The 19,206-nt window shown below is 66.3% G+C and carries 20 protein-coding genes and 6 tRNA genes; 12 read left to right on the plus strand and 14 right to left on the minus strand.

Annotated features, from left to right (window positions below):
• Positions 1-94 precede the first annotated feature (94 nt).
• From atpD to ABHF91_RS02590, 9 genes are read left to right on the plus strand one after another with little or no spacing between them, the layout of a single operon-like run.
• Positions 95-1,504 (plus strand): F0F1 ATP synthase subunit beta, encoded by a 1,410-nt coding sequence (atpD, locus tag ABHF91_RS02550; RefSeq protein ID WP_409421919.1) that lies wholly within the window; start codon positions 95-97, stop codon positions 1,502-1,504.
• On the plus strand, positions 1,482-1,883 hold the full coding sequence (locus ABHF91_RS02555) for a F0F1 ATP synthase subunit epsilon (protein ID WP_409421920.1): 402 nt from the start codon (positions 1,482-1,484) through the stop codon (positions 1,881-1,883). Before atpD ends, ABHF91_RS02555 begins: the two co-directional genes overlap by 23 nt.
• Positions 1,876-2,199 carry an AtpZ/AtpI family protein gene (locus ABHF91_RS02560; RefSeq protein WP_409421921.1) on the plus strand — a complete coding sequence of 108 codons (324 nt, stop codon included), beginning with the start codon at positions 1,876-1,878 and terminating at the stop codon, positions 2,197-2,199. Before ABHF91_RS02555 ends, ABHF91_RS02560 begins: the two co-directional genes overlap by 8 nt.
• Positions 2,192-2,488: an ATP synthase subunit I gene (locus ABHF91_RS02565; RefSeq protein ID WP_409421922.1), complete on the plus strand. Its 297-nt coding sequence runs from the start codon at positions 2,192-2,194 to the stop codon at positions 2,486-2,488. The genes ABHF91_RS02560 and ABHF91_RS02565 overlap by 8 nt, the downstream gene beginning before the upstream one ends.
• Entirely contained in the window at positions 2,478-3,173 is a 696-nt protein-coding gene (locus tag ABHF91_RS02570; RefSeq protein ID WP_409421923.1) for a F0F1 ATP synthase subunit A, read from the plus strand. The genes ABHF91_RS02565 and ABHF91_RS02570 overlap by 11 nt, the downstream gene beginning before the upstream one ends.
• 12 nt (positions 3,174-3,185) lie before the next feature.
• Positions 3,186-3,467, plus strand: coding sequence for a F0F1 ATP synthase subunit C (locus tag ABHF91_RS02575; RefSeq protein WP_409421924.1), 282 nt, complete (start codon positions 3,186-3,188; stop codon positions 3,465-3,467).
• A 2-nt stretch (positions 3,468-3,469) separates the two neighbouring features.
• Positions 3,470-4,288 carry a hypothetical protein gene (locus ABHF91_RS02580; RefSeq protein WP_409421925.1) on the plus strand — a complete coding sequence of 273 codons (819 nt, stop codon included), beginning with the start codon at positions 3,470-3,472 and terminating at the stop codon, positions 4,286-4,288.
• Positions 4,278-5,858, plus strand: coding sequence for an alternate F1F0 ATPase, F1 subunit alpha (locus ABHF91_RS02585; protein WP_409421926.1), 1,581 nt, complete (start codon positions 4,278-4,280; stop codon positions 5,856-5,858). The genes ABHF91_RS02580 and ABHF91_RS02585 overlap by 11 nt, the downstream gene beginning before the upstream one ends.
• Positions 5,855-6,778: a F0F1 ATP synthase subunit gamma gene (locus tag ABHF91_RS02590; protein WP_409421927.1), complete on the plus strand. Its 924-nt coding sequence runs from the start codon at positions 5,855-5,857 to the stop codon at positions 6,776-6,778. Before ABHF91_RS02585 ends, ABHF91_RS02590 begins: the two co-directional genes overlap by 4 nt.
• Positions 6,779-6,849: 71 nt before the next feature.
• Here the strand turns inward: ABHF91_RS02590 and ABHF91_RS02595 are convergent.
• The 4 genes from ABHF91_RS02595 to amrB form a co-directional block, all read right to left on the minus strand.
• Positions 6,850-6,925, minus strand: a tRNA-Phe gene (locus tag ABHF91_RS02595).
• Between the two features lie 34 nt (positions 6,926-6,959).
• The gene (locus ABHF91_RS02600) at positions 6,960-8,045 is read right to left on the minus strand and encodes an acyltransferase family protein (RefSeq protein WP_409421928.1); all 1,086 of its coding nucleotides are present in this window, start codon (positions 8,043-8,045) and stop codon (positions 6,960-6,962) included.
• Between the two features lie 132 nt (positions 8,046-8,177).
• Entirely contained in the window at positions 8,178-8,699 is a 522-nt protein-coding gene (gene amrA, locus ABHF91_RS02605; RefSeq protein WP_409421929.1) for an AmmeMemoRadiSam system protein A, read from the minus strand.
• Between the two features lie 19 nt (positions 8,700-8,718).
• Positions 8,719-9,498 (minus strand): AmmeMemoRadiSam system protein B, encoded by a 780-nt coding sequence (gene amrB / locus ABHF91_RS02610; RefSeq protein WP_409421930.1) that lies wholly within the window; start codon positions 9,496-9,498, stop codon positions 8,719-8,721.
• Between the two features lie 60 nt (positions 9,499-9,558).
• Between amrB and amrS the strand changes: the two genes are divergently transcribed.
• Complete coding sequence (amrS, locus tag ABHF91_RS02615; RefSeq protein ID WP_409421931.1) at positions 9,559-10,632, plus strand: AmmeMemoRadiSam system radical SAM enzyme; 1,074 nt, start codon at positions 9,559-9,561, stop codon at positions 10,630-10,632.
• 85 nt (positions 10,633-10,717) lie between these two features.
• Here amrS and eco read toward each other — a convergent pair whose 3' ends face one another.
• From eco to ABHF91_RS02665, 10 genes are all read right to left on the minus strand, one after another.
• Positions 10,718-11,197 (minus strand): serine protease inhibitor ecotin, encoded by a 480-nt coding sequence (gene eco, locus ABHF91_RS02620; protein ID WP_409421932.1) that lies wholly within the window; start codon positions 11,195-11,197, stop codon positions 10,718-10,720.
• An 81-nt stretch (positions 11,198-11,278) separates the two neighbouring features.
• Positions 11,279-12,892: a phosphoethanolamine transferase gene (locus ABHF91_RS02625; RefSeq protein ID WP_409421933.1), complete on the minus strand. Its 1,614-nt coding sequence runs from the start codon at positions 12,890-12,892 to the stop codon at positions 11,279-11,281.
• Between the two features lie 130 nt (positions 12,893-13,022).
• Positions 13,023-14,345, minus strand: a complete 1,323-nt coding sequence (locus tag ABHF91_RS02630; RefSeq protein WP_409421934.1) for an OmpP1/FadL family transporter — start codon at positions 14,343-14,345, stop codon at positions 13,023-13,025.
• A 305-nt stretch (positions 14,346-14,650) separates the two neighbouring features.
• A tRNA-Asn gene (locus tag ABHF91_RS02635) sits at positions 14,651-14,726 on the minus strand.
• A gap of 221 nt (positions 14,727-14,947) precedes the next feature.
• Entirely contained in the window at positions 14,948-16,312 is a 1,365-nt protein-coding gene (locus ABHF91_RS02640; RefSeq protein ID WP_409421935.1) for a PepSY-associated TM helix domain-containing protein, read from the minus strand.
• A gap of 48 nt (positions 16,313-16,360) precedes the next feature.
• A complete protein-coding gene (locus ABHF91_RS02645) occupies positions 16,361-16,732 on the minus strand; it encodes a DUF2946 family protein (RefSeq protein ID WP_409421936.1) in 372 nt (123 codons plus the stop codon).
• Between the two features lie 131 nt (positions 16,733-16,863).
• A tRNA-Asn gene (locus ABHF91_RS02650) sits at positions 16,864-16,939 on the minus strand.
• A 29-nt stretch (positions 16,940-16,968) separates the two neighbouring features.
• Positions 16,969-17,044, minus strand: a tRNA-Phe gene (locus tag ABHF91_RS02655).
• 5 nt (positions 17,045-17,049) lie between these two features.
• Positions 17,050-17,125, minus strand: a tRNA-Thr gene (locus tag ABHF91_RS02660).
• A gap of 49 nt (positions 17,126-17,174) precedes the next feature.
• Positions 17,175-17,250 (minus strand) — tRNA-Phe (locus ABHF91_RS02665).
• Between the two features lie 202 nt (positions 17,251-17,452).
• On the opposite strand from ABHF91_RS02665, the gene ABHF91_RS02670 reads away from it, so the two are divergent.
• Complete coding sequence (locus ABHF91_RS02670; protein WP_409421937.1) at positions 17,453-17,944, plus strand: MarR family transcriptional regulator; 492 nt, start codon at positions 17,453-17,455, stop codon at positions 17,942-17,944.
• Positions 17,945-18,058: 114 nt separating this feature from the next.
• Positions 18,059-19,198, plus strand: a complete 1,140-nt coding sequence (locus ABHF91_RS02675; RefSeq protein ID WP_409421938.1) for an HlyD family efflux transporter periplasmic adaptor subunit — start codon at positions 18,059-18,061, stop codon at positions 19,196-19,198.
• Positions 19,199-19,206 lie beyond the last annotated feature (8 nt).

A 19,206-nucleotide genomic window follows, 5' to 3' on the forward strand; every position in this document is an offset into this window, starting at 1 on the left:
CCTGAGGCCCTGGCCTGGGCCGGCATGCGGGTAACCGCCGCAGCTTGCTTCCGGACTGCTCTACACTCAAGAGGTGCAGACCTGAGGCATCCATATGACTGCGACATCGAACCGTGGCGTCATAGTGTCCATTCGCGGCAGCGTCGTCGATATTCGTTTTCCCTCCTCGCTCCCGCCCATCCATTCCCTGCTGCAGGCGGGGCCGGACGGGGCTGTGGCCATCGAAGTGCTCAGCCAACTGGATGCCCAGCGGGTGCGGGGCATCGCCCTCACCGCCACCCAGGGGCTGGCCCGGGGCATGCCGGTGCTGGATAGCGGCGGCCCCCTGCTGGCGCCGGTGGGCCAGGCCATACTGTCGCGGATGTTCGATGTGTTCGGCCATGCCATCGACCGGCTGCCGCCCCCCGAGGTGCAATGGCGCAGCGTGCATCGCGCGCCCCCCGCCCTGGCCCATCGCTCCACCCGCTCCCAGGTCTTCGAGACCGGCATCAAGGTGATCGACGTGCTGATGCCGTTGGAGCGCGGCGGCAAGGCCGGGCTGTTTGGCGGCGCCGGGGTGGGCAAGACGGTGCTGCTCACCGAGATGATCCACAACATGGTGGGGCAGCATGCCGGCGTCAGCATCTTCTGCGGCATCGGCGAGCGCTGCCGGGAGGGGGAGGAGCTCTACCGCGACATGAAGGCGGCCGGCGTACTGGAGAACATGGTGATGGTGTTCGGCCAGATGAACGCCCTGCCGGGGGCACGCTTTCGGGTGGGCCACGCGGCCCTGACCATGGCGGAGTATTTCCGCGATGATGAGCATAGGGACGTGCTGCTGCTCATCGATAACATCTTCCGCTTCATCCAGGCCGGGATGGAGGTCTCCGGCCTGATGGGGCAGATGCCGGCCCGGATGGGCTACCAGCCGACCCTGGGCACCGAGCTGGCGCAGCTGGAGGAGCGCATCGCCAACACGGATGCCGGCGCCATCACCTCGATCCAGGCGGTCTATGTGCCGGCGGACGACTTCACCGACCCCGCCGCCGTGCACACCTTCTCCCACCTGTCGGCCTCCATAGTGCTCTCCCGCAAGAAGGCCAGCGAGGGCCTCTACCCGGCCATCGATCCCCTGCAGTCCAACTCCAAGATGGCTACCCCCGGCATAGTGGGCGAGCGGCACTATGCCCTGGCCCAGGCGATCCGCAGCACCCTGGCGCAGTATGCCGATCTCAAGGAGATCATCGCCATGCTGGGGCTGGAGCAGCTGAGTGCCGCTGACCGCCAGCTGGTGGGGCGGGCGCGGCGGCTGGAGCGCTTTCTCACCCAGCCGTTCTTCACCACGGAGCAGTTCACCACGCTGCCGGGGCGGCTGGTGAGTCTGGCGGACGCCCTGGATGGCTGCGAGCGCATCCTGCGGGACGAGTTCGCCGCGCTGCCGGAGAGCGCCCTGTACATGATAGGCAGCATTGACGAGGCGACGCGCGCTCAGGAGGCGGGCCATGGCAGCGGGCATGGGGCTTAAGATCTTGTTGCCGTTTCGGGTGTTCGCCGAGGTGGCCGATGTGTCGCGCATCCTGGTGGAGTCCCGCACCGGCTCCTTCGGCCTGCTGCCCCACCGCCTCGACTGCGGGGCGGCCCTGGTGCCGGGGATCCTGCTCTACGAGACCCCCACCGCGGGGGAGGTCTATCTGGCGGTGGATACCGGCGTGCTGGTGAAGACCGGCGATCGGGTATTGGTCTCGGTGCGCAACGCCATCGGCGGCCGGTCCCTGGCGGAGCTGCATCAGGCGGTGGTGCGGGAGTTTCTGGCGCGGGACGAGCAGGAGGCGCAGGTGCGCGCCGTGCTGGCCAAGCTGGAGGGCGGCTTCATCCGCCGGTTTGCGAGCCTGCACCATGGCTGAGGGCAAGGATCCGGGGCGGGCCTTCAGCCACCAGCTCCGCCGCAAGGTGGCCCGCAAGCGGCGCGCCCAGGGCCAGCCGACCCGCACCCTCTGGGCAGGGCTGGGCATGATGGGGCTGGTGGGCTGGTCGGTGGCGCTGCCGACCCTGCTGGGGGCCGCCCTGGGGCTGTGGCTGGATGCGCATTATCCCGGCGGCCGCTCCTGGACGCTGGCGCTGCTGGTGGCCGGCCTGCTGCTGGGCTGCGTCAACGCCTGGCACTGGCTGGCCAAGGAGGAGCGGGAGATCCGCAAACAGGAGCAAGACGACGATGAGTGAGTTGGGCTGGCTGTGGCCGCTGCTGGGCGGCGTGTTGCTGGGGGGCCTCTTCTACGGCGGCCTCTGGTGGACGGTGCGGCGGGCGCTGGCCTCGCGCCACCTGGCGCTGTGGCTGGGCGTGAGCGCGGTACTGCGGCTGGCCGGCCTGCTGGCGGGCCTGTACTGGCTCTGTGGCGATGCCTGGCTCAACTGGCTGGTCGCCCTGGGGGGCATCGGCCTGGCGCGCCTTGGAGTCACGCGGCTGACCCGCCCGCGCCCCTCACCCCAGGAGAGTCCCCATGCATATTAGCCCGGACGCCATCCTCTATTGGCAGTGGGGATGGCTGCACCTCAACGCCACCCTCCTCTTCACCTGGCTCATCATGCTGCTGCTGACCCTGGGCGCCTACCTGGTGACGCGCCGCCTCTCGGCCTCGCCGGTACCCAGCCGCTGGCAGATGCTGCTGGAGATCCTGGTGCTGGGCATCCTCAGCCAGCTGACAGAGATCGGGCTGCGCCAGCCCCGCCGTTATCTGGGCTTTCTGGGCAGCCTGTTCCTGTTTATCGCCCTGGCCGCCTTGCTGACCCTGGTGCCGGGCTTCGAGCCCCCCACCGGCTCGCTCTCCACCACGGCGGCCCTGGCCGGTTGCGTCTTCATCGCCGTGCCCCTGTATGGCATCGCCGAGAACGGCCTGCGGGAATACCTGCGAGCCTACCTGCAGCCGACGGTGATCATGCTGCCGTTCAACATCCTCGGCGAGCTGTCCCGCACCCTGGCCCTGGCGGCACGGCTGTTCGGCAACATGATGAGCGGCTCCATGATACTCGCCATCCTGCTGACCATAGCCCCGCTGTTCCTGCCCATGGTCATGAGTGCCCTGGGGCTGCTGACCGGCATGGTACAGGCCTACATCTTCACCGTACTGGCGGCCGTGTATATCGCGGCGGCAACCCGCTCCCGGCCGCAGGGCGACCGTGAACCCGCATCCCGATGACAAGGAGGGAGTATGGATAGCATGACAGTGATTGCAGTGGTGTCGATCGTCACCGCTGGCCTGACCATCGCCATTGGCAGCCTGGGCCCCGCCTTCGGGGAGGGGCGGGCCGTGGCCACGGCGCTGAGCGCCCTGGCGCAGCAACCCGATGCGGCGGCCACCATCACCCGGACCCTGTTCGTCGGGCTGGCCATGGTGGAGTCGGTGGCCATCTACTGCTTCGTGGTCTCCATGATCCTGCTGTTCGCCAACCCGTTCTGGAACCACGTCATCGCCCAGGCCGCAGGACACTAGCCATGTTGATCGACTGGTTCACCGTCGGCGCCCAGATCCTCAACTTTTTGCTGCTGGTCTGGCTGCTCAAGCGCTTCCTCTATCGGCCCATCCTCAAGGCCATCGATGCGCGGGAGCAGACGATAGCCAAGGCCCTGGCGGAGGCCCAGGCCAGTCAGGCCGCGGCGGCGGCCGAGCGCGACGCCTTCGAGCACAAGACGGCCGAGCTGGCCCAGCAGCAGGCGGCGCTGCTGCAGACGGCCACGGCAGAGGCCCAGGCACAGGGCCGGCGGCTGCTGGACGCCACCCGGCAGGAGGCCGAACGGCTGCGGCGCAAGCATCAGGCTGCCCTGCGGCGGGAGGCCCAGGCCCTGCACGAGGCCCTGAGCGAACAGACCCGCCGGCAGGTCTTCGCCATCGCCCGCAAGGCGCTGGCGGAGCTGGCGGACAGCAGCCTGGAGGCACGCATGGTGGAGGTGTTGCTGACGCGGCTGCAGGCCCTGAGCGACGAGGAGCGGCAGGCCTTGCGCACTGCCTTGCAGGACCCCGCTCGCCCCTTGCAGATCCGCACCTCGGCGGCCCTGCCGGTGGATCTGCGGCAGCGCCTGGAAGATCAGCTGCACCGCCTGCTGGGGGACGAGGTGGCGCTGCAGTTTGACAGCCAGGCCGCGGCGGGCTGCGGCATCGAGCTGCGCGCCTATGGTCAGCGGCTGGCGTGGAACCTGGAGGCCTACCTGGCGGAGCTGGAAGGCAGCGTCGATGCCTTGCTGGCCAGCAAGATGCCCGTGCCGGAAGGCAAGACGGGGGGGGCGGAAAAAGAGGAGGCAGAGGATGGCAGCTGACTCCCTCAAGGCGACCCTGGCGCAGACCTTCGCTGGCCTGGCGGCGGGTTGTGCGGCCTTCCGCCCCCGCTTGCAGGCCCGGGAATGCGGCCACATTTTGAGTCTGGCCCCCGGCATCGCCAAGGTGGCCGGCCTGCCCGGGGTGGGTTTTGAGGAGGTGCTGCAGTTTCCCGGCGGCATCGAAGGCATCGCCTTCAATGTCGATGAGGAGGAGATCGGGGTGGTGCTGCTGGGGAACTACTGGGAGCTGCAGGCCGGCGATCCCGTGGCCCGGACGGGCCATGTGGTGGATGTGCCTGTGGGGGCGGCCTTGCTGGGCCGTATCCTGGATCCCCGTGGCCGGCCCCTCGACGGCCAGGGCCCCCTGGCGGTGGACGAGCGGCTGCCGGTGGAACGGCCGGCGGCCCACATCATGGATCGGGCGCCGGTGACCGAACCCTTGCAGACCGGCCTCAAGGTCATCGATGCCCTGATCCCGGTGGGCCGCGGCCAGCGCGAGCTGATCCTGGGGGATCGGCAGACCGGCAAGACCGCCATCGCCCTGGACAGCATCCTCAATCAGCGGGGCACAGGCGTGCTGTGTGTCTACTGCGCCATCGGCCAGCGGGCCGCCGGGGTGGCCAAGGTCATCGCCACCCTGCGGGAGGCCGGGGCGCTGGCCTATACGGTGGTGGTGGTCACCGAGGGCAATGATCCCCCGGGTCTGGCCTATATCGCGCCCTATGCGGCCACCAGCATCGCCGAGCACTTCATGGCCCAGGGGCGGGACGTGCTGGTGGTGTACGACGATCTGACCCACCATGCCCGGGCCTACCGCGAGCTGTCGCTGCTGCTGCGGCGGCCGCCGGGGCGGGAGGCCTTCCCCGGTGACATCTTCTACCTCCACGCCCGGCTGCTGGAGCGCGCCACTCACCTGGCACCTGAGCTGGGCGGCGGCTCCCTCACCGCCCTGCCGATCATCGAGACCGAGGCTCAGGACATGTCGGCCTATATCCCCACCAACCTGATCTCCATCACCGACGGCCAGATCTACCTCTCCCCCGAGCTGTTCGAGCTGGGGGTGCTGCCGGCGGTGGAGGTGGGGCGCTCCGTGTCCCGGGTGGGTGGCAAGGCCCAGCGGGCCGCCTACCGGGCGGTGGCCGGCGCCCTCAAGCTGGCCTACGCCCAGTTCGAGGAGCTGGAGGCCTTCTCCCGCTTCGGCGCGCGCCTGGACGAGCACAGTCGCCGGCAGCTGGAACATGGCCGGCGCATCCGTGCCTGCCTGAAGCAGCCGGCCTCGGCGCCCATGGCGGTGCCGGTGCAGATCACGGTACTGCTGGCCTTGACCGCCGGCCTGTTCGACCAGGTGCCCCTGGCGCCCATGGCCGCCGCCGAGCGGGCGGTGTGGGCCGCCGCCGCGACCCTGCCCGATGAGCTGGCGGCGCGGCTGACGGGCACCGAGCGCCTGAGCGAGGCGGACAAGCGCCAGATCACCCAGGTCGCCGCCCGGGCGCTGGCCCCCTTCCTGTTTAACGCGGCTTCAGAAGGCCTGGAGGGGGCGGCAGGCGGCGCGGCGGGAGGTACCCCATGAGCCAGACGGCGGCCAGCCTGCGGCGTCAGCTCGCCTTGGCGGGGGATCTGGCGACCGTGGTGCGCACCATGAAGGCGATGGCCGCGGCGGGGATCAGCCAGTACGAGGGGGCGGTGCAGGCGCTGGATGACTATGACAGGACGGTGCAGCTGGGTCTGCTGGCCTGTTTTCGTCAGATGCCAACCATGCCGACACTTGGGCCGTCGGCGCCCAGGTCGCGTCGGGCGCCCGCCGCCGTGGGCGCCCTGCTGTTCGGCTCGGATCAGGGGCTGGTGGGCCAGTTCAACGAGCAGCTGGTGGCGTTTGCCCAGCAGACCCTGCAGCCCCTGCCCGGCGAGCGGCGGATCTGGGCGGTGGGGGAGCGGATCCAGGCCCAGCTCGCCGACAGCCCGCTGGGGGTCACCGCCAGCTTCCCGCTGCCCACGGCCCTGGGCAGCATCGCCAGCCTGGTGAGCCAGGTGCTGCTGGCGGTGGAGGCGTGCCGGGCACGGCAGGAGATAGACGCCTTCTACCTATTCCACAATCGCCCGTGCTCAGGGGAACTCTATCAGGCCGTCAGCCAGCGCCTGTTGCCGCTGGACGAGAGTTGGCGGCGGGAGATAGCCGCCCGGCCCTGGCCAAGCCAGCAGTTGCCCGAGGTGCTGCATGGCGGCGAGGCCACCCTGCTGGCCTTCGTCAGCGAGTATCTCTTCGTCTCCTTGTTCCGGGCCTGCGCCGAATCGTTGGCCAGCGAAAACACCTGTCGGCTGGCGGCCATGCAGCGGGCCGAGAAGAATATCGGCGAGCGGCTGGACGCCCTGGCCGGCGACTTTCACCGCCTGCGGCAGAGCGCCATGGATGAGGAGCTGTTCGACGTGGTGGCCGGCTTCACCGCCGGGGAGGGGCAGGAAAAACAGGCCGGGGGAGCAGGAGGCGGATAAGCGGATTGGCAAGCCGAGGCTTAACGCCCATAGCAAAAAGGCCCTGCATTGCTGCAGGGCCTTGTGCTGTATGGTGCCCGGACTCGGAATCGAACCAAGGACACGCGGATTTTCAATCCGCTGCTCTACCGACTGAGCTATCCGGGCGTGGCGCGCATTAAACCCGTTATGCCGCGGCTTGTCAATTGGCGGCTTGGGCTTTTTCGGCGCGCAGGGTGGTTGACGAGCCGGCGGGTCTGCCTTGCAGCAGCCAGCTGGAGAGCGGCAGCCAGGTCAGCAGCTGGTAGAGCAGCACCGACAAGGCCAGCAACACCAGGGGTTTGCAGACTTCCCACAAGGGCGACATCCAGGCGGCGCTCAGGGGCATCAGCCAGATCACCAGCAGCATGTGCAGGCAGTAGAGGCCCAGCACCTTGGGCGCCAGTTTCTCCAGCCAGGAGCCTTGACCCCAGCTGGGATTGGCCAGCAGCCAGAGGAAGAGCCCCAGGCACCAGGGCAGGCTGGCCAGCAGGAAGTCATGCCGGCCGAAGGGGATGCCTTCCAGGAAATAGAGGGCCGTGCCTTCCAGCAGGTAGAGCAGGCCGCCGACCGTCATCAGCCAGAAGGCCGCCTGGCGAGGCAGGCGCCACTGGTAACGGCGGATCAGCATGCCGAGGCTGACGAAGATCAGCGAGAAGAAGGGGCCGTTACGGGTCATCAGCGACCACTCAGCTCCCAGGATGGGCTTGGCGTAGGAGCCGCCCAGCAGGGCCAGCAGATAGAGCAGTACCCCCAGCACCAGGGTCAGCTCCAGTTTGCCCAGCCTCTCGGCCAGCAGACACAGCCCCATGGCCAGCCCCAGGGCCGGCAGATACCACAGGTGCACCATGCCCCCCACCCAGAGGTTGTTGGCATCGCTGAGCAGCCAGCCCCACTGGGGGGTCATGGTGGTCAGGTAGCCCTGACTCAGGACGGCCAGCGGATTGAAGGGTACCAGTATGTAGACCAGGCTCCAGACCAGCCACAGCAACAGCAGCGGACGGCAGTAGCGCCAGAGGGCGGCGCCGGCGTTCGGCCCCTTGAGCTTGGGCTCGAAGAAGAAGCCGGCGGCCAGGAAGAAAAACGGTACGGCAAAGCGCGTGATCTGATTGAACAGGGCCGCCAGATAGATCTGGTGCGGCTCCGGCCAGATGGTCGGATCGAAGGGGTTAGCGAAGGGGGATGAGTGGATCACCACCACGGCTAACATGGCCAGGGTTCGCATGGCCTCGATGCTGGAGATACGCATTGGGGGCTCCGGATAGCTTATTTGGCGGCAGCCTAACAGCAAACAATGCAACCGGTTGTCATTGGCGGTGCGGATCTGTGATCCGAGGGGGCACTTGTTACCCGGCGTTACAGATGAGGCGGGGATCTGGACTCAATCTTCGCCAAAACTCAGGCTGGGATAGCGCCAGGCCTGTAACTGTCCGGGCCAGTGCGGGGACCAGCCGCCCTTGCGCAGCAGCTGATCCACAAAGTCTTCCGGATCGGGTAGCTGTTCCCAGACGCTGGGCAGGAAGGTGGCCTGATGGTAAGGGTCCTGCAGCTTGAGACCATCCTCACCTGGGGTGAGGGCGGCCAGCAGGGCGGCGCGGCTGTGGGCGGGGAGCGGACTCATGCCGCCCAGCAAGGAGAGGTGAATGCGGATCTGCGGCAGCTCGTCCTGGCCTAGGGGGGCAAAGCGGGGATCCGAGAAGGCGGCCGCCAGGCTGAAATAGGCGATGGCCTGGACCAGGGGCATGCGGCCCTCCAGGCAGCCGATGCAGCCGCGTAGCTGGCCATGCTTCTGCAGGGTGACGAAACAGGGCAGCGTCAGTTGGCCGTGGGGCAGGATGACGTTGGGGAGGGGCAGCTGGCGCTGCCAGTGATGCACCAGGGTGGCACGGGCCAGTGCCAGCATGGCGGCTTGTTCTGGACTCTCAATAGAAGGCAATTGCGGCATAACCCACCACCCTGTGCTTGTCGCCGGCGGTATCCCCCGAGTTGGCTGCCGCCAGCCGGCTGGCCTGCAGCTTATGACGCCGCGCCCACAGCAGGGCGCCGTTGAGGCCGTAACAGCCGCAGGCCTGGTTGCCCTGCAGATCCCCCTTGAGCGCCAGTATGTGGGCCAGGGTCTCCTCGTCCTGCTCCCGCGCCTGTTGCCAGGTCAGGTAATGGGAGAGATCGCTACTGATGATGAGCAGGGTCTGCTCATCCATCACAGCCTCCAGCAGGCCCGCCACCGCCGAGGGGCTGGTCTCGCCCACCACCACCGGCAGCAGGCTGAAGTCGCCCAGTTGTTGCTGCAAGAAGGGCAACTGCACCTCGATGGCGTGTTCGAAACGATGGGCCTCGTCGTTGATCACCACACCCGGCAGATGGCAGAGCCCAGCCCGGGCGGCGTTATCCAGGGGGATCTCACCCAAGGGGGTGGCGAAGCGTTGGGCGGAGGAGAGGGCCATGCCCCGCAGGTAGACATGGTGGGCCGGGCAGAGGATCAGCACCCGGCTAATCCCCTGCCTGGGCAGCAGGCGGATGCCGGCGGCGGCGATGGCACCGGAATAGCAGTAACCGGCGTGGGGCAGCAGCAGGGCGCGCACCGGTCTGGGCAGGGCGGGAGCATCCCCCTCCTGGCACCAGAGTGCGATTTGCTGACGCAGCTGGATGGGGTTGGCCGGATAGAAGGTACCGGCCACGGCGGCGGCTCTAAGCGTTTGCATGGGCCCTCCTGGGTCAGAGACTTCTACAATTATAGTGTTGCTCCCCTGATTGGAGGCGTCATGCAGAACTATCACGCCACCCACTACTGGCGGCGCCATGCCGATGGCCGGGTCGAGTGCACCCTCTGCCCCCGTCACTGCCTGCTGCGGGACGGCAAGCGCGGGGTCTGTTATGTGCGCCAGGCACAGGATGGCCAGATAGTGCTCACCAGCTATGGCCGCTCCAGCGGCTTCTGCGTCGACCCCATCGAGAAGAAGCCCTTGAACCACTTCCTGCCCGGCACCCCTGTGCTCTCCTTCGGCACCGCCGGCTGCAACCTCACCTGCAAGTTCTGCCAGAACTGGGAGATCAGCAAATCCCGGGAGCAGGACACCCTGTGTGACGCGGCTGAGCCGGCGCAGCTGGTCCGCTTGGCCCAGCAGCTGGGCTGTCGCAGCATCGCCTTCACCTACAACGATCCCGTGATCTTCATGGAATATGCCCTGGATGTGGCGGCGGCCTGCCATGCCGAGGGGATCGCCACTGTGGCGGTGACGGCCGGCTACATAGAGCCCGAGCCCAGGGTCGAGTTCTTCGCCGCCATGGACGCCGCCAACGTGGATCTCAAGGGTTTCAGCGAAGACTTCTATCACCAGATCTGCGGCGGTCACCTGGCGCCCGTGCTGGACACCCTGAGTTATCTGCATAAGCAGACCCAGGTGTGGCTGGAGATCACCACCCTGCTGATCCCGGGGCTGAATGACGATCCGGCCGAGCTGGCGACCATGTGCCGCTGGATCCACGAGCAGCTGGGGGACGAGGTGCCGCTGCACTTCACCGCCTTTCACCCCGACTTTCACCTGCAGCACATACCGGCGACCTCCCTGGCCAGCCTGCAGCAGGCCAGGGCCATCGCCCAACAGGCCGGGCTCCAGCACGTCTATCTGGGCAATCGCAGCGATCGGGCCGGCGGCCAGACCCACTGTGCCGGTTGCGGCGCCCTGCTCATCGAGCGGGACGGCTACCGGCTGAGTCACTGGGGCTTGAGCCCGACGGGCTGCTGCCCCCACTGCGGTCGTACTCTGGCCGGGCGCTTCGAGGCGGAACCGGGCCGCTGGGGCCCCAGACGGCTGCCGGTGCGCCTGAGCCCATGATGGCCAGCGGCCATGGCGTGTGGTGGTGGCAGAGAAAACAAGAAGGCGCTCCAAGGAGCGCCTTCTGAGATCTGTGGTCGGCCCGTCAGCCTTGGGGCGCCGGCTGGCTGTCGCCGGCCTGCCAGAGGCGATAGCTCACCTCCAGATCCGCCGGCACATAGATCACCAGGGGCAGGCGGCTGTTGTAGTCCAGCAGGTAGCCCTGGCCCACCACGGGGACCTTGGCTTCATGTTTGGACTTGTCGGGACAGGCCATCATGGTACTCATGGGGGCGGAGACCTGGGCCAACACATGGTAGGAGTAGCCCCAGCCCTTGAGGCTCTCCCGACTGAGATCGCCGCCGAGGCGCTGGCGGTTGCAATCCACCTCCATTGCCTTGGCCAGCTGGATTTCCACCTTGACGTCCTGCTCCTGGTCCAGCTTGGGCAGCTGGATCACCAGCCGCTGCTGTCCCTCTGCGGCGGGCGGGAACATGCTGACATCGGATTCGGCCTGGGCGGCGCCCGCCAGCAGCAGGCTTGTGCCCAACAGGGCGACTGAGGTCAGGTTGCGTGAGACCACCATGGGAAACTCCTTCGATTGCCTGGGTTTACCCGAGTCTAACCCCGACGGCGACGGCCCGCCATAACCCTGGCTGAATCAGACTCAGCCCAGCCGGCAGGGACGAAACATATCCAACTGAGGCTGATACTCCTGGGTGGTCACGTCCATCAGGCCCAGGATGGAGTGAAACAGGTTGTCCTGGGAGAACTGGCCCTGCAGGGCCTCCTGGCGCAGGCAACCCAGATCCAGGGACTTATCCTGGGCGAAGGCGGGGGAGAACCAGCCGATCATGGGCACATGGGTCTGCTCGCTCGGCGCCATGGCATAGGGGGTGCCGTGGAGGTAGAGGCCCTTCTCTCCCAGGGATTCACCGTGATCCGACAGATAGAGCAGGGCGGTATCGTAGCGATCCGACAGCCCCTTGAGGGTCTGGATCAGCTGGGCCAGCACCTCATCCGTGTAGCGCAGGCTGTTGTCATAGGTGTTCACCAGGGCCTGCTGGCTGCAGTTTTCGATGTCGCTGCGCGGGCAGTCCGGGGTAAAGAAGCGGGCCGAGTTCGGGTAGCGCTGAAAATAGGTCGGGCCGTGGCTGCCCATCAGGTGCAGGGTCACCAGGGTATTGCCCTTGGGATCGGCCAGGCTGTCCGCCAGCCCCTTGAGCAGCACCTCGTCATGGCAGCTCTCGCCATTGCACAGCTTGGGATCATCCTTGGGCATCTGCTCGTGGGGAATGCGGTCGCACACCCCCTTGCAGCCGCCGTCATTGTCCCGCCAGGCCAGGGTCACGCCGGCGTGCTGCAGCACATCCAACAGGCCTTCCTGATGCTTGGCGCGATTATCGCTGTAGGTGTCTCGGGTCATGTTGGAGAACATGCAGGGTACGGAGACGGCGGTGGCGGTACCGCAGGAGCGCACCTGCTGGAAGCTGATCACCCCCAGATCCCGGGTGTAGGGATTGGTGGGCCGCGGGTAGCCATTCAAGGCATAGTTCTGTGCCCGGGCCGTCTCACCCACCACCAGTATCATCAGGCTCGGCTTGCCGGCCGGCTCAGGCTTCTGCTTGGCGTCCATGCCGATCTGGAGGAAGGGTTGCGGCTTGCTGAAGTAGGTGTTCTGCACATAGCGGAAGCCGGAGTAGAGGTAGCTGCTGGGCACTATCTCGCGGTTCAGGTGCGGGTTGTTGCGGCCGACGGAGGCGTAATCCTTGTAGTAGCCGGCGGCCACCAGGGCGATGAGCAGCACTGAGGCCAGCCCGGAGCCCAGGCGGCGCGCCAGGCCGTGCCAGGGCTTGGTGGACGGCCGGTATTTGACGCTCAGCAGCAGCAGGCCGGGCAGCAGGCCGGTCAGCACCACCCAGCCCACCACGGAGGCGTTCAGGTAGGCCGAGGCCTCGCCCGTGTTGGTCTCCACTATGTTCTGCACCATGGTGGCGTCGAAGATCACTCCATAGTTGAACATGGCGTAGCTCACCACAGAGGAGAGCAGTAACAGCACGAAGAAGAAACCCTTTTGCAGCGGCCGCCAGCTAAACGGCAGGAACACCAGGTTCAGGGCGGCCAGCAGCACCAGCGGGATGGAGAGGGCGAAGCCGGCGTCGTAATGGGGCAACCCGGTGAGGATCCGGTAGAAGTGATGCAGGATCGGCAGGTTGAGGACCAGGGTGAAGTAGAGGGCCAGACACAGGTTGAGGCTGACGGCTCCGACGGACAGACGCATGCAAGACTCCTGTCCCCGTGGCCCGCCTCAGGCTGAGGCGCCCGCTCCACGGGGTCACGAAGCAGTATGGTTTGGCTTGCTTAACTTCACCTTAAGGCGGCCGGCCGGGCGCCGGCCCGCCGGCGGCTGGCTAGAACTGCCAGCTCAGCCCCAGATCCAGCTCCTGCTGGGACATGGCGATGGTGAGGGTCTGGCTCTGGCTGCCCTCGGCCTGACCGGAGAGGCCGTTGCTGCCGCTCAGGCGCTTGCTGGGCGCATACATATAGCTGCCGTGCAGGCTGAGGCGCTCAGTGATCTGGTAGCTGGCGCCCAGCGTGTAGTGCCACTCGATGAGGCCGGGGGAGAGGATGTTGAACAGGATTTCGCTGTCGCGGATCGGGCTCTTGCCATAGCTGACGCCGGCGCGCAGCGACCAGTCCGCCTGCTGGTATTGCAGCCCCAGCTTGTACACCGTCATGTCCCGCCAGCCGAAGCCGGTGCTGGTGGAGCCCCCCAGGCAGGCACGACTCACCCCCTGCATGCAGCTGTACATGGCATCCGAGGTGTTGGCGATGGCCGCCACGTCGGAGTAGAAGATGTGCTGCACGTCCAGCAGCCAGAGCCAGGCATCGCTGGCCTGCCAGGCCAACCCCAGATTGGCCATGGCCGGGATGTCGAACCGGCCGGCATCTGGAAACAGGCCGCTGTAGTGGTCGAAGTTGGACATGCGGATGCGCGGCTGATAGGCCGCCCCCAGCCACAGTGTATCGGTGAGCTTGCCCTGATAGCCCAGCTTGAGCCCCACGCCGTAGGCGTAGTCGGTGCCCTGATCGGAGAGATGATCCGGATCCAGCGAGAAGCCGGCGAAGGTGCTGATGCCATAGGCCTTGAAGGACTGGCCGGCCAGCAGCAGGCTCAGGGCCAGGGCCTGATCGTCCTTGAGCCGGTAGGCGTAGGTGGCGTTGATGAACATCTGCTTGAGATCCACTCCGGCGGTGCCGTCGCCGAAGGTGCCGGGCAGGGTCATGCTGTTGCCCTCGGCGTCAAACATAGTGGCGGAGCCGCCCTTGTAGCGGGTGTTCATGCCGCCGTTGCCATACAGCGCCAGCCCCAGGGTCTGGCGCTCATCCAGCCGGTGGGCCCAGGCCGTGGCGGGGATGACGAACAGATCGCCGCTGCTCTTGATCCGCTGGGGGCCGATGGAGAACAGCGGGCTGGCGTCCCCGGCGGAGCTGTAGTGGCGATCCGGCATAAACAGGGAGAGTCCCGCCACCAGGCTGTCGTCCACGAAGGCCAAACCGGCGGGATTGGTGGCGGTAACCAGGGCATCGAAGTGGTAGGCGGTGGTGGCGCCGGCCACCGCCTTGTCCAGCGGGCTGTAGCCGTGGGAGATCATGCCATTGGTGGCCAGTGCCGGCCCGGCGGTCAGGCAAAGGGCGAGGGCGCCCAGGCCCAGGAGCGTCTTGTGCTGCATTTAACTGTCTCAAGGTTGAAGGAATTTGGGCGGTGCGGGCGAGGGAGACGTGATGGTCGGAAAGGCACTCCCTGGCGCTAACCTATGGCGCCATGGTAGGGGAGGTGGCAGGTCACAGACTGACATGGATCAATATATTAGATATCGCTAAATTCTAATTTAGTAACTGCTGAACAGATCACGCTCCCCGCTGGCAAGGGCGCGACTTTATCAACTTGTTCTTTACTTTCCATTAACTTCTAACTGGCTGTCCGCCTGGAAAACAAAAACCCCGTCACCAGGGATGACGGGGTTTTTGTGGAATTTGGCTCCTCCTGCTGGACTTGAACCAGCGACATACGGATTAACAGTCCGCCGTTCTACCGACTGAACTAAGGAGGAAGCGCGTTGCCTTGTGCGGCGCGCGCCATTAAACGGATTTTCGCCTGCCAGGTCAACCGCTTTATGCGATCCGCCCTGCCATCCGGCGATTTTTTGTCCGGCGCTTGTCCATTACGTCTGTCTCCTGCGGCCGAGAGGGCCAACTGGCTGATCCGGCAACTGATCCAGACGGGGGCTCGGCGCCGGCAGCGCACCGCGGCGAGCCCTTGGCCTAGCAAGCCTCAGACGGTCGCCAGAGGCTGGCGCACCAGCCGCCACCAGCGCAGCGTATCCAGCAGCAAGAAGATCAGCAGGCTGACGCCCAGCAGCGGCAGGGCCCAGCCCAGTCCCAGGGCCAGCAGCAGGGACAGACCGCGCCCCAGGCCACCCAGGACCAGCCAGGCCGAGGCCAGGGTACGCAGCGGGGCCTGGCGACCGGGGGCGGGGCGTTTGAGCCACCAGATGCGGTAGCCCAGCAGTATCAAGCCACAGAGTCCCAGGCCGAAGGCCACCAGCAGCAGCTGATTGGGCAGGCCATACAGCACCCCCATATGGGCGTCTATGCCCCAGCGGGTGAGCTTGGCCACCAGGGGAAACTCGGCGAAGCGGGTGCGATCCAGGATCGCCAGACTCTGGGGATGTACCGCCACCCCGTCCACCCGGGTGGGCCAGCGCCGGTCGATCTCGTTGACGATCCAGGCCTGATCGGCGGCCTTGGGCGGCTTTAGCTCCAGCCGCCCGGCGCTCAGACCCGCCTGGCGGGCCGCCTGCAGTACGGCATCCCATTGCGGATCCATGGGGTTGCCGGCGGCCATGGTCATGTCGGCCATGTGCTGGGCATGTTCGCCTTGGGCCGGCATGGCGTGGTGCTCGGCCAGCTGGCTATGCAGTTGCGGCGTCAGCCAGCCAAGCTGGGCCCGCAGCAGATCGATATTGCCGCCGGCCCAGCGGGACCAGGTCAGGCCGGTGGCGGAGAAGAACAGTAGGCCGGCCAGCAGCAGCAGGCCCAGTTGCTGGTGCCAGTGGCGGGCCTGCAGGATGCCATTGCGCCGCCGGGCCCGCTGCCGTTGCCACAGCACCAGGCCCCCCAGGGCGGCCACCCACAACCAGGAGGCGGCCAGCTCGCTGTAGGCCCGTCCCGGCTCGCCTAAAAGCAGGCTACGGTGCAGCTTATCCAGCCACAGGCGCAGGGGCAGGATCCCGGATGTGCCATAGACGGTGAGATCCCCCTTGATCTGCAGGCTGTAGGGATCGATGAACAGGGCGCGGGATTCACCCGCCGCCAGGGCCGGGTCGCTGAACAGCACCCGGGTGGTATCGTGGGGGCCGGGGGCCGGGCGCACCGCCACTATCCTGGCCGCCTCACCCAGCCGTTGCCGGGCAACGGCCACCTGGCGGGCCAGGGGCTGAACCTCTGCCTGGGGCGTGCTGGTGAGGGCGTCCCGATAGAGCCAGCTTTCCAGCTGCGGGGTCAGCACATACAGGGTGCCGGTGAGGGCGGCCACCAGAATGAAGGGCCCGACAAACAGGCCGATGTAAAAGTGCAGCCGACGGATCAGCTGCCACAGGGCGTCAGCAGGCGACGCCGTAGAATGGGATACGGACATGGTTCTTCCATCGCAGGATCGTAAAGGAGGCGGACCGGGCCGCCACTGTCATGTTGGATCTGGCGCAGGAGTGTGGGGTGGTGGCTGCGGGTGCAGGAGGAGCCAGAGTCGGCTGACTAGATGAAGCGGCTGCCAGAGCAAGGCGGAGGCGCGCTGGGGCAGTGGCTCCAGGGGCAGCAGGCTGGGGCTGCGCCAGAGGACAAAGGGCAGCTGCAGCAGCAGATCGCAATAGCCGCAGGCACGGGAGAGGGCGCCCATATGACCCTGGCCGTGCGTCTTGGTCTGCGACAGAGAGGTCCCATGGCAAGGCATGGCCATGGGCGCCAGGGCGCGAGCCAGGGGCGGTGCCAGGAAGAGCAGCAGGACCGCCAGCAGGCCCAGGTAGGCGGCGACGGCATGTCGGGGGACGCGCAGGAGCATGACGGCGGCCGCAGGTTGTCAAAAAGTTGCGACAGTGTAACGCAGTGGTGATGATTTGGCGAAGCCGGCGGGCGACGGCAAAATAGCCATATAAAAGAAAAGCCCCCGTCTTGCGACGAGGGCTTCGTATGTGGCTCCTCCTGCTGGACTTGAACCAGCGACATACGGATTAACAGTCCGCCGTTCTACCGACTGAACTAAGGAGGAACAAACTTTGTTGCAGCATGCTGCGAAAATGGTGCCCAGACGCGGAATCGAACCACGGACACGCGGATTTTCAATCCGCTGCTCTACCGACTGAGCTATCTGGGCGAAAATGGTGCCGGCTATCGGAATCGAACTGATGACCTACTGATTACAAGTCAGTTGCTCTACCTACTGAGCTAAGCCGGCGTAAATCTTTTTTTGTCGGCCACCTGCGCAAGCAAGAGACACTTAAATATGGTGCCCAGACGCGGAATCGAACCACGGACACGCGGATTTTCAATCCGCTGCTCTACCGACTGAGCTATCTGGGCGACGGGGCGCTATTAAACCGATTCGATCCTGGCAAGTCAACAACCTTTTCTGTCGGCCTGAGAGGCGGCGCATCGTTTGACGAAAGCTTGCTCAACCCCGGGGATGGCTTGGCGAGAAAAGCGGCGGTCGGGGAGAAATAGTACTCGTCGCAATAGTTTCATGTGTTACTATGTCGACTGAAACTAATCCCCAGGATCTGCCATGACCCCCTGCAAGCTGCCCATAGAGAAGATGATCGCCCGCGTGGATGCCCTGCTGCCCGGTACGCCGGCGGAAGAGTTGCTGATGGGACGTCTGTTGATGGCGGCACGTCACCGCCTGGTGGAGACCAAGGCCCGCGGTCTGGCGGAAGAGGGGATTAGCGAGTCCGTCTACCTGGGGCTCATGATACTGCTGACCTATGAGGAGGGCATTCAGCCTTCCGAGCTGAGCCGTCTGCTGGAAGCCTCCCGCACCAGCGGTACCCGGCTGGCGGACGAGCTGGTGGCCCGTGGTTGGGCCTGTCGTCAGGAGCTGCCGGAGGACAGACGCTGTCAGCTGCTGCGCATCACCCAGGCCGGCCAGGACTTTTTGCTGGACGTGGTGCCGCGCCAGCGGGCCCGTCAGCGCGCCATGTGGCAGGCATTCGACACCCAGGAGCGGGCGGATCTCGTCCGCCTGCTGCGCAAGATACTGGAAACCCTGCCGGAATAAACCGACCTCGCCGGGGCTGCCCGCCGAGGTCTTGTTTTCGGCTAATAGTAACAAAAGAAACTATCACAACTGTAAATATAGAGGCCTCAATCGGCCCCTTTGTTGGAGAGAGATATGAGTGCCCATTCCCCTGCCCGCAAGAAAGCCTTGCTCGGCCTGAGTTCCCTGTTTGTGCTGGCGGCCCTGGGGGCCGCTGGCTGGTGGTACCTGCATCGGGGCAGCGAGACCACGGATGATGCCTATGTGGCGGGCAATGTCGTGCCCGTCTCCTCCCGGGTGGCGGGCAACGTGCTGAGCCTGCATGGCGAGGAGACCCAGCAGGTGGCCGCCGGCAGCCTGCTGGTGGCCCTGGACGAGACAGACGCCAAGCTGGCGCTGCTGCGGGCCCAGACCCAGCTGGCCCAGACGGTGCGGCAACTGGCCCAGCAACAACGGGAGCTGGATCAGCTGGATGCCACCGTCGGCCTGCGCCAGGCCGAGCTGGCGCGGGCCCAGGGTGACCAGGCCCGTCGCGAGGTGCTGGGGCAGAGCAATGCCGTGGGTCGCGAAGAGGTGCTGCATGCCCGGCAGAGCGTGGCGGAAGCCAAGGCCGGTGTGGCGGTTGCCCAGGCCCAGAAGGCCGCCCTGCAGGCCAAGCTGCTGGATACGCCCCTGGCCCAGCAGCCCGAGGTGCTGTATGCCGCCGAGCAGCTGCGGGAAGCCTGGCTGGACCTGCAGCGCACCCGCATCCTGAGCCCGGTGACCGGCATCATCGCCAAGCGTAACGTCCAGGTGGGCAGCCATGTGGCGGTGGGCGCCAGCCTGTTCGCCGTGGTGCCCATGGATCAGCTGTGGGTGGATGCCAACTTCAAGGAAATCCAGCTGGCCGAGATCCGCGTCGGTCAGCCTGTCACCCTCAGCGCCGATCTGTACGGTGATGAAGTGGTCTACCACGGCACGGTCGAGGGGTTGGCCGCCGGGACCGGCAGCGTCTTTTCCCTGCTGCCGGCCCAGAATGCCACCGGCAACTGGCTCAAGGTGGTGCAGCGCCTGCCGGTGCGCATCAAGCTGGATGCGGCCGAGTTGACCAAGCATCCGTTGCGCCTGGGGCTCTCCATGCTGGTGACTGTGGATGTGAGCGACACGAGCGGCACCCATGTCACCGATGCGCCCGTGGATAACGCCATCGCCAGCACAGACGTGCTGACCCAGGACATGGCGCCGGTGGATTCCCTGATCGCCCAGATCATCGCCAACAACCGCCAGGCGAGCTAACGGGGGCG

The sequence above is a fragment of the Pseudaeromonas aegiceratis genome (genome assembly GCF_046254905.1).
Lineage (GTDB): Bacteria > Pseudomonadota > Gammaproteobacteria > Enterobacterales > Aeromonadaceae > Pseudaeromonas > Pseudaeromonas aegiceratis.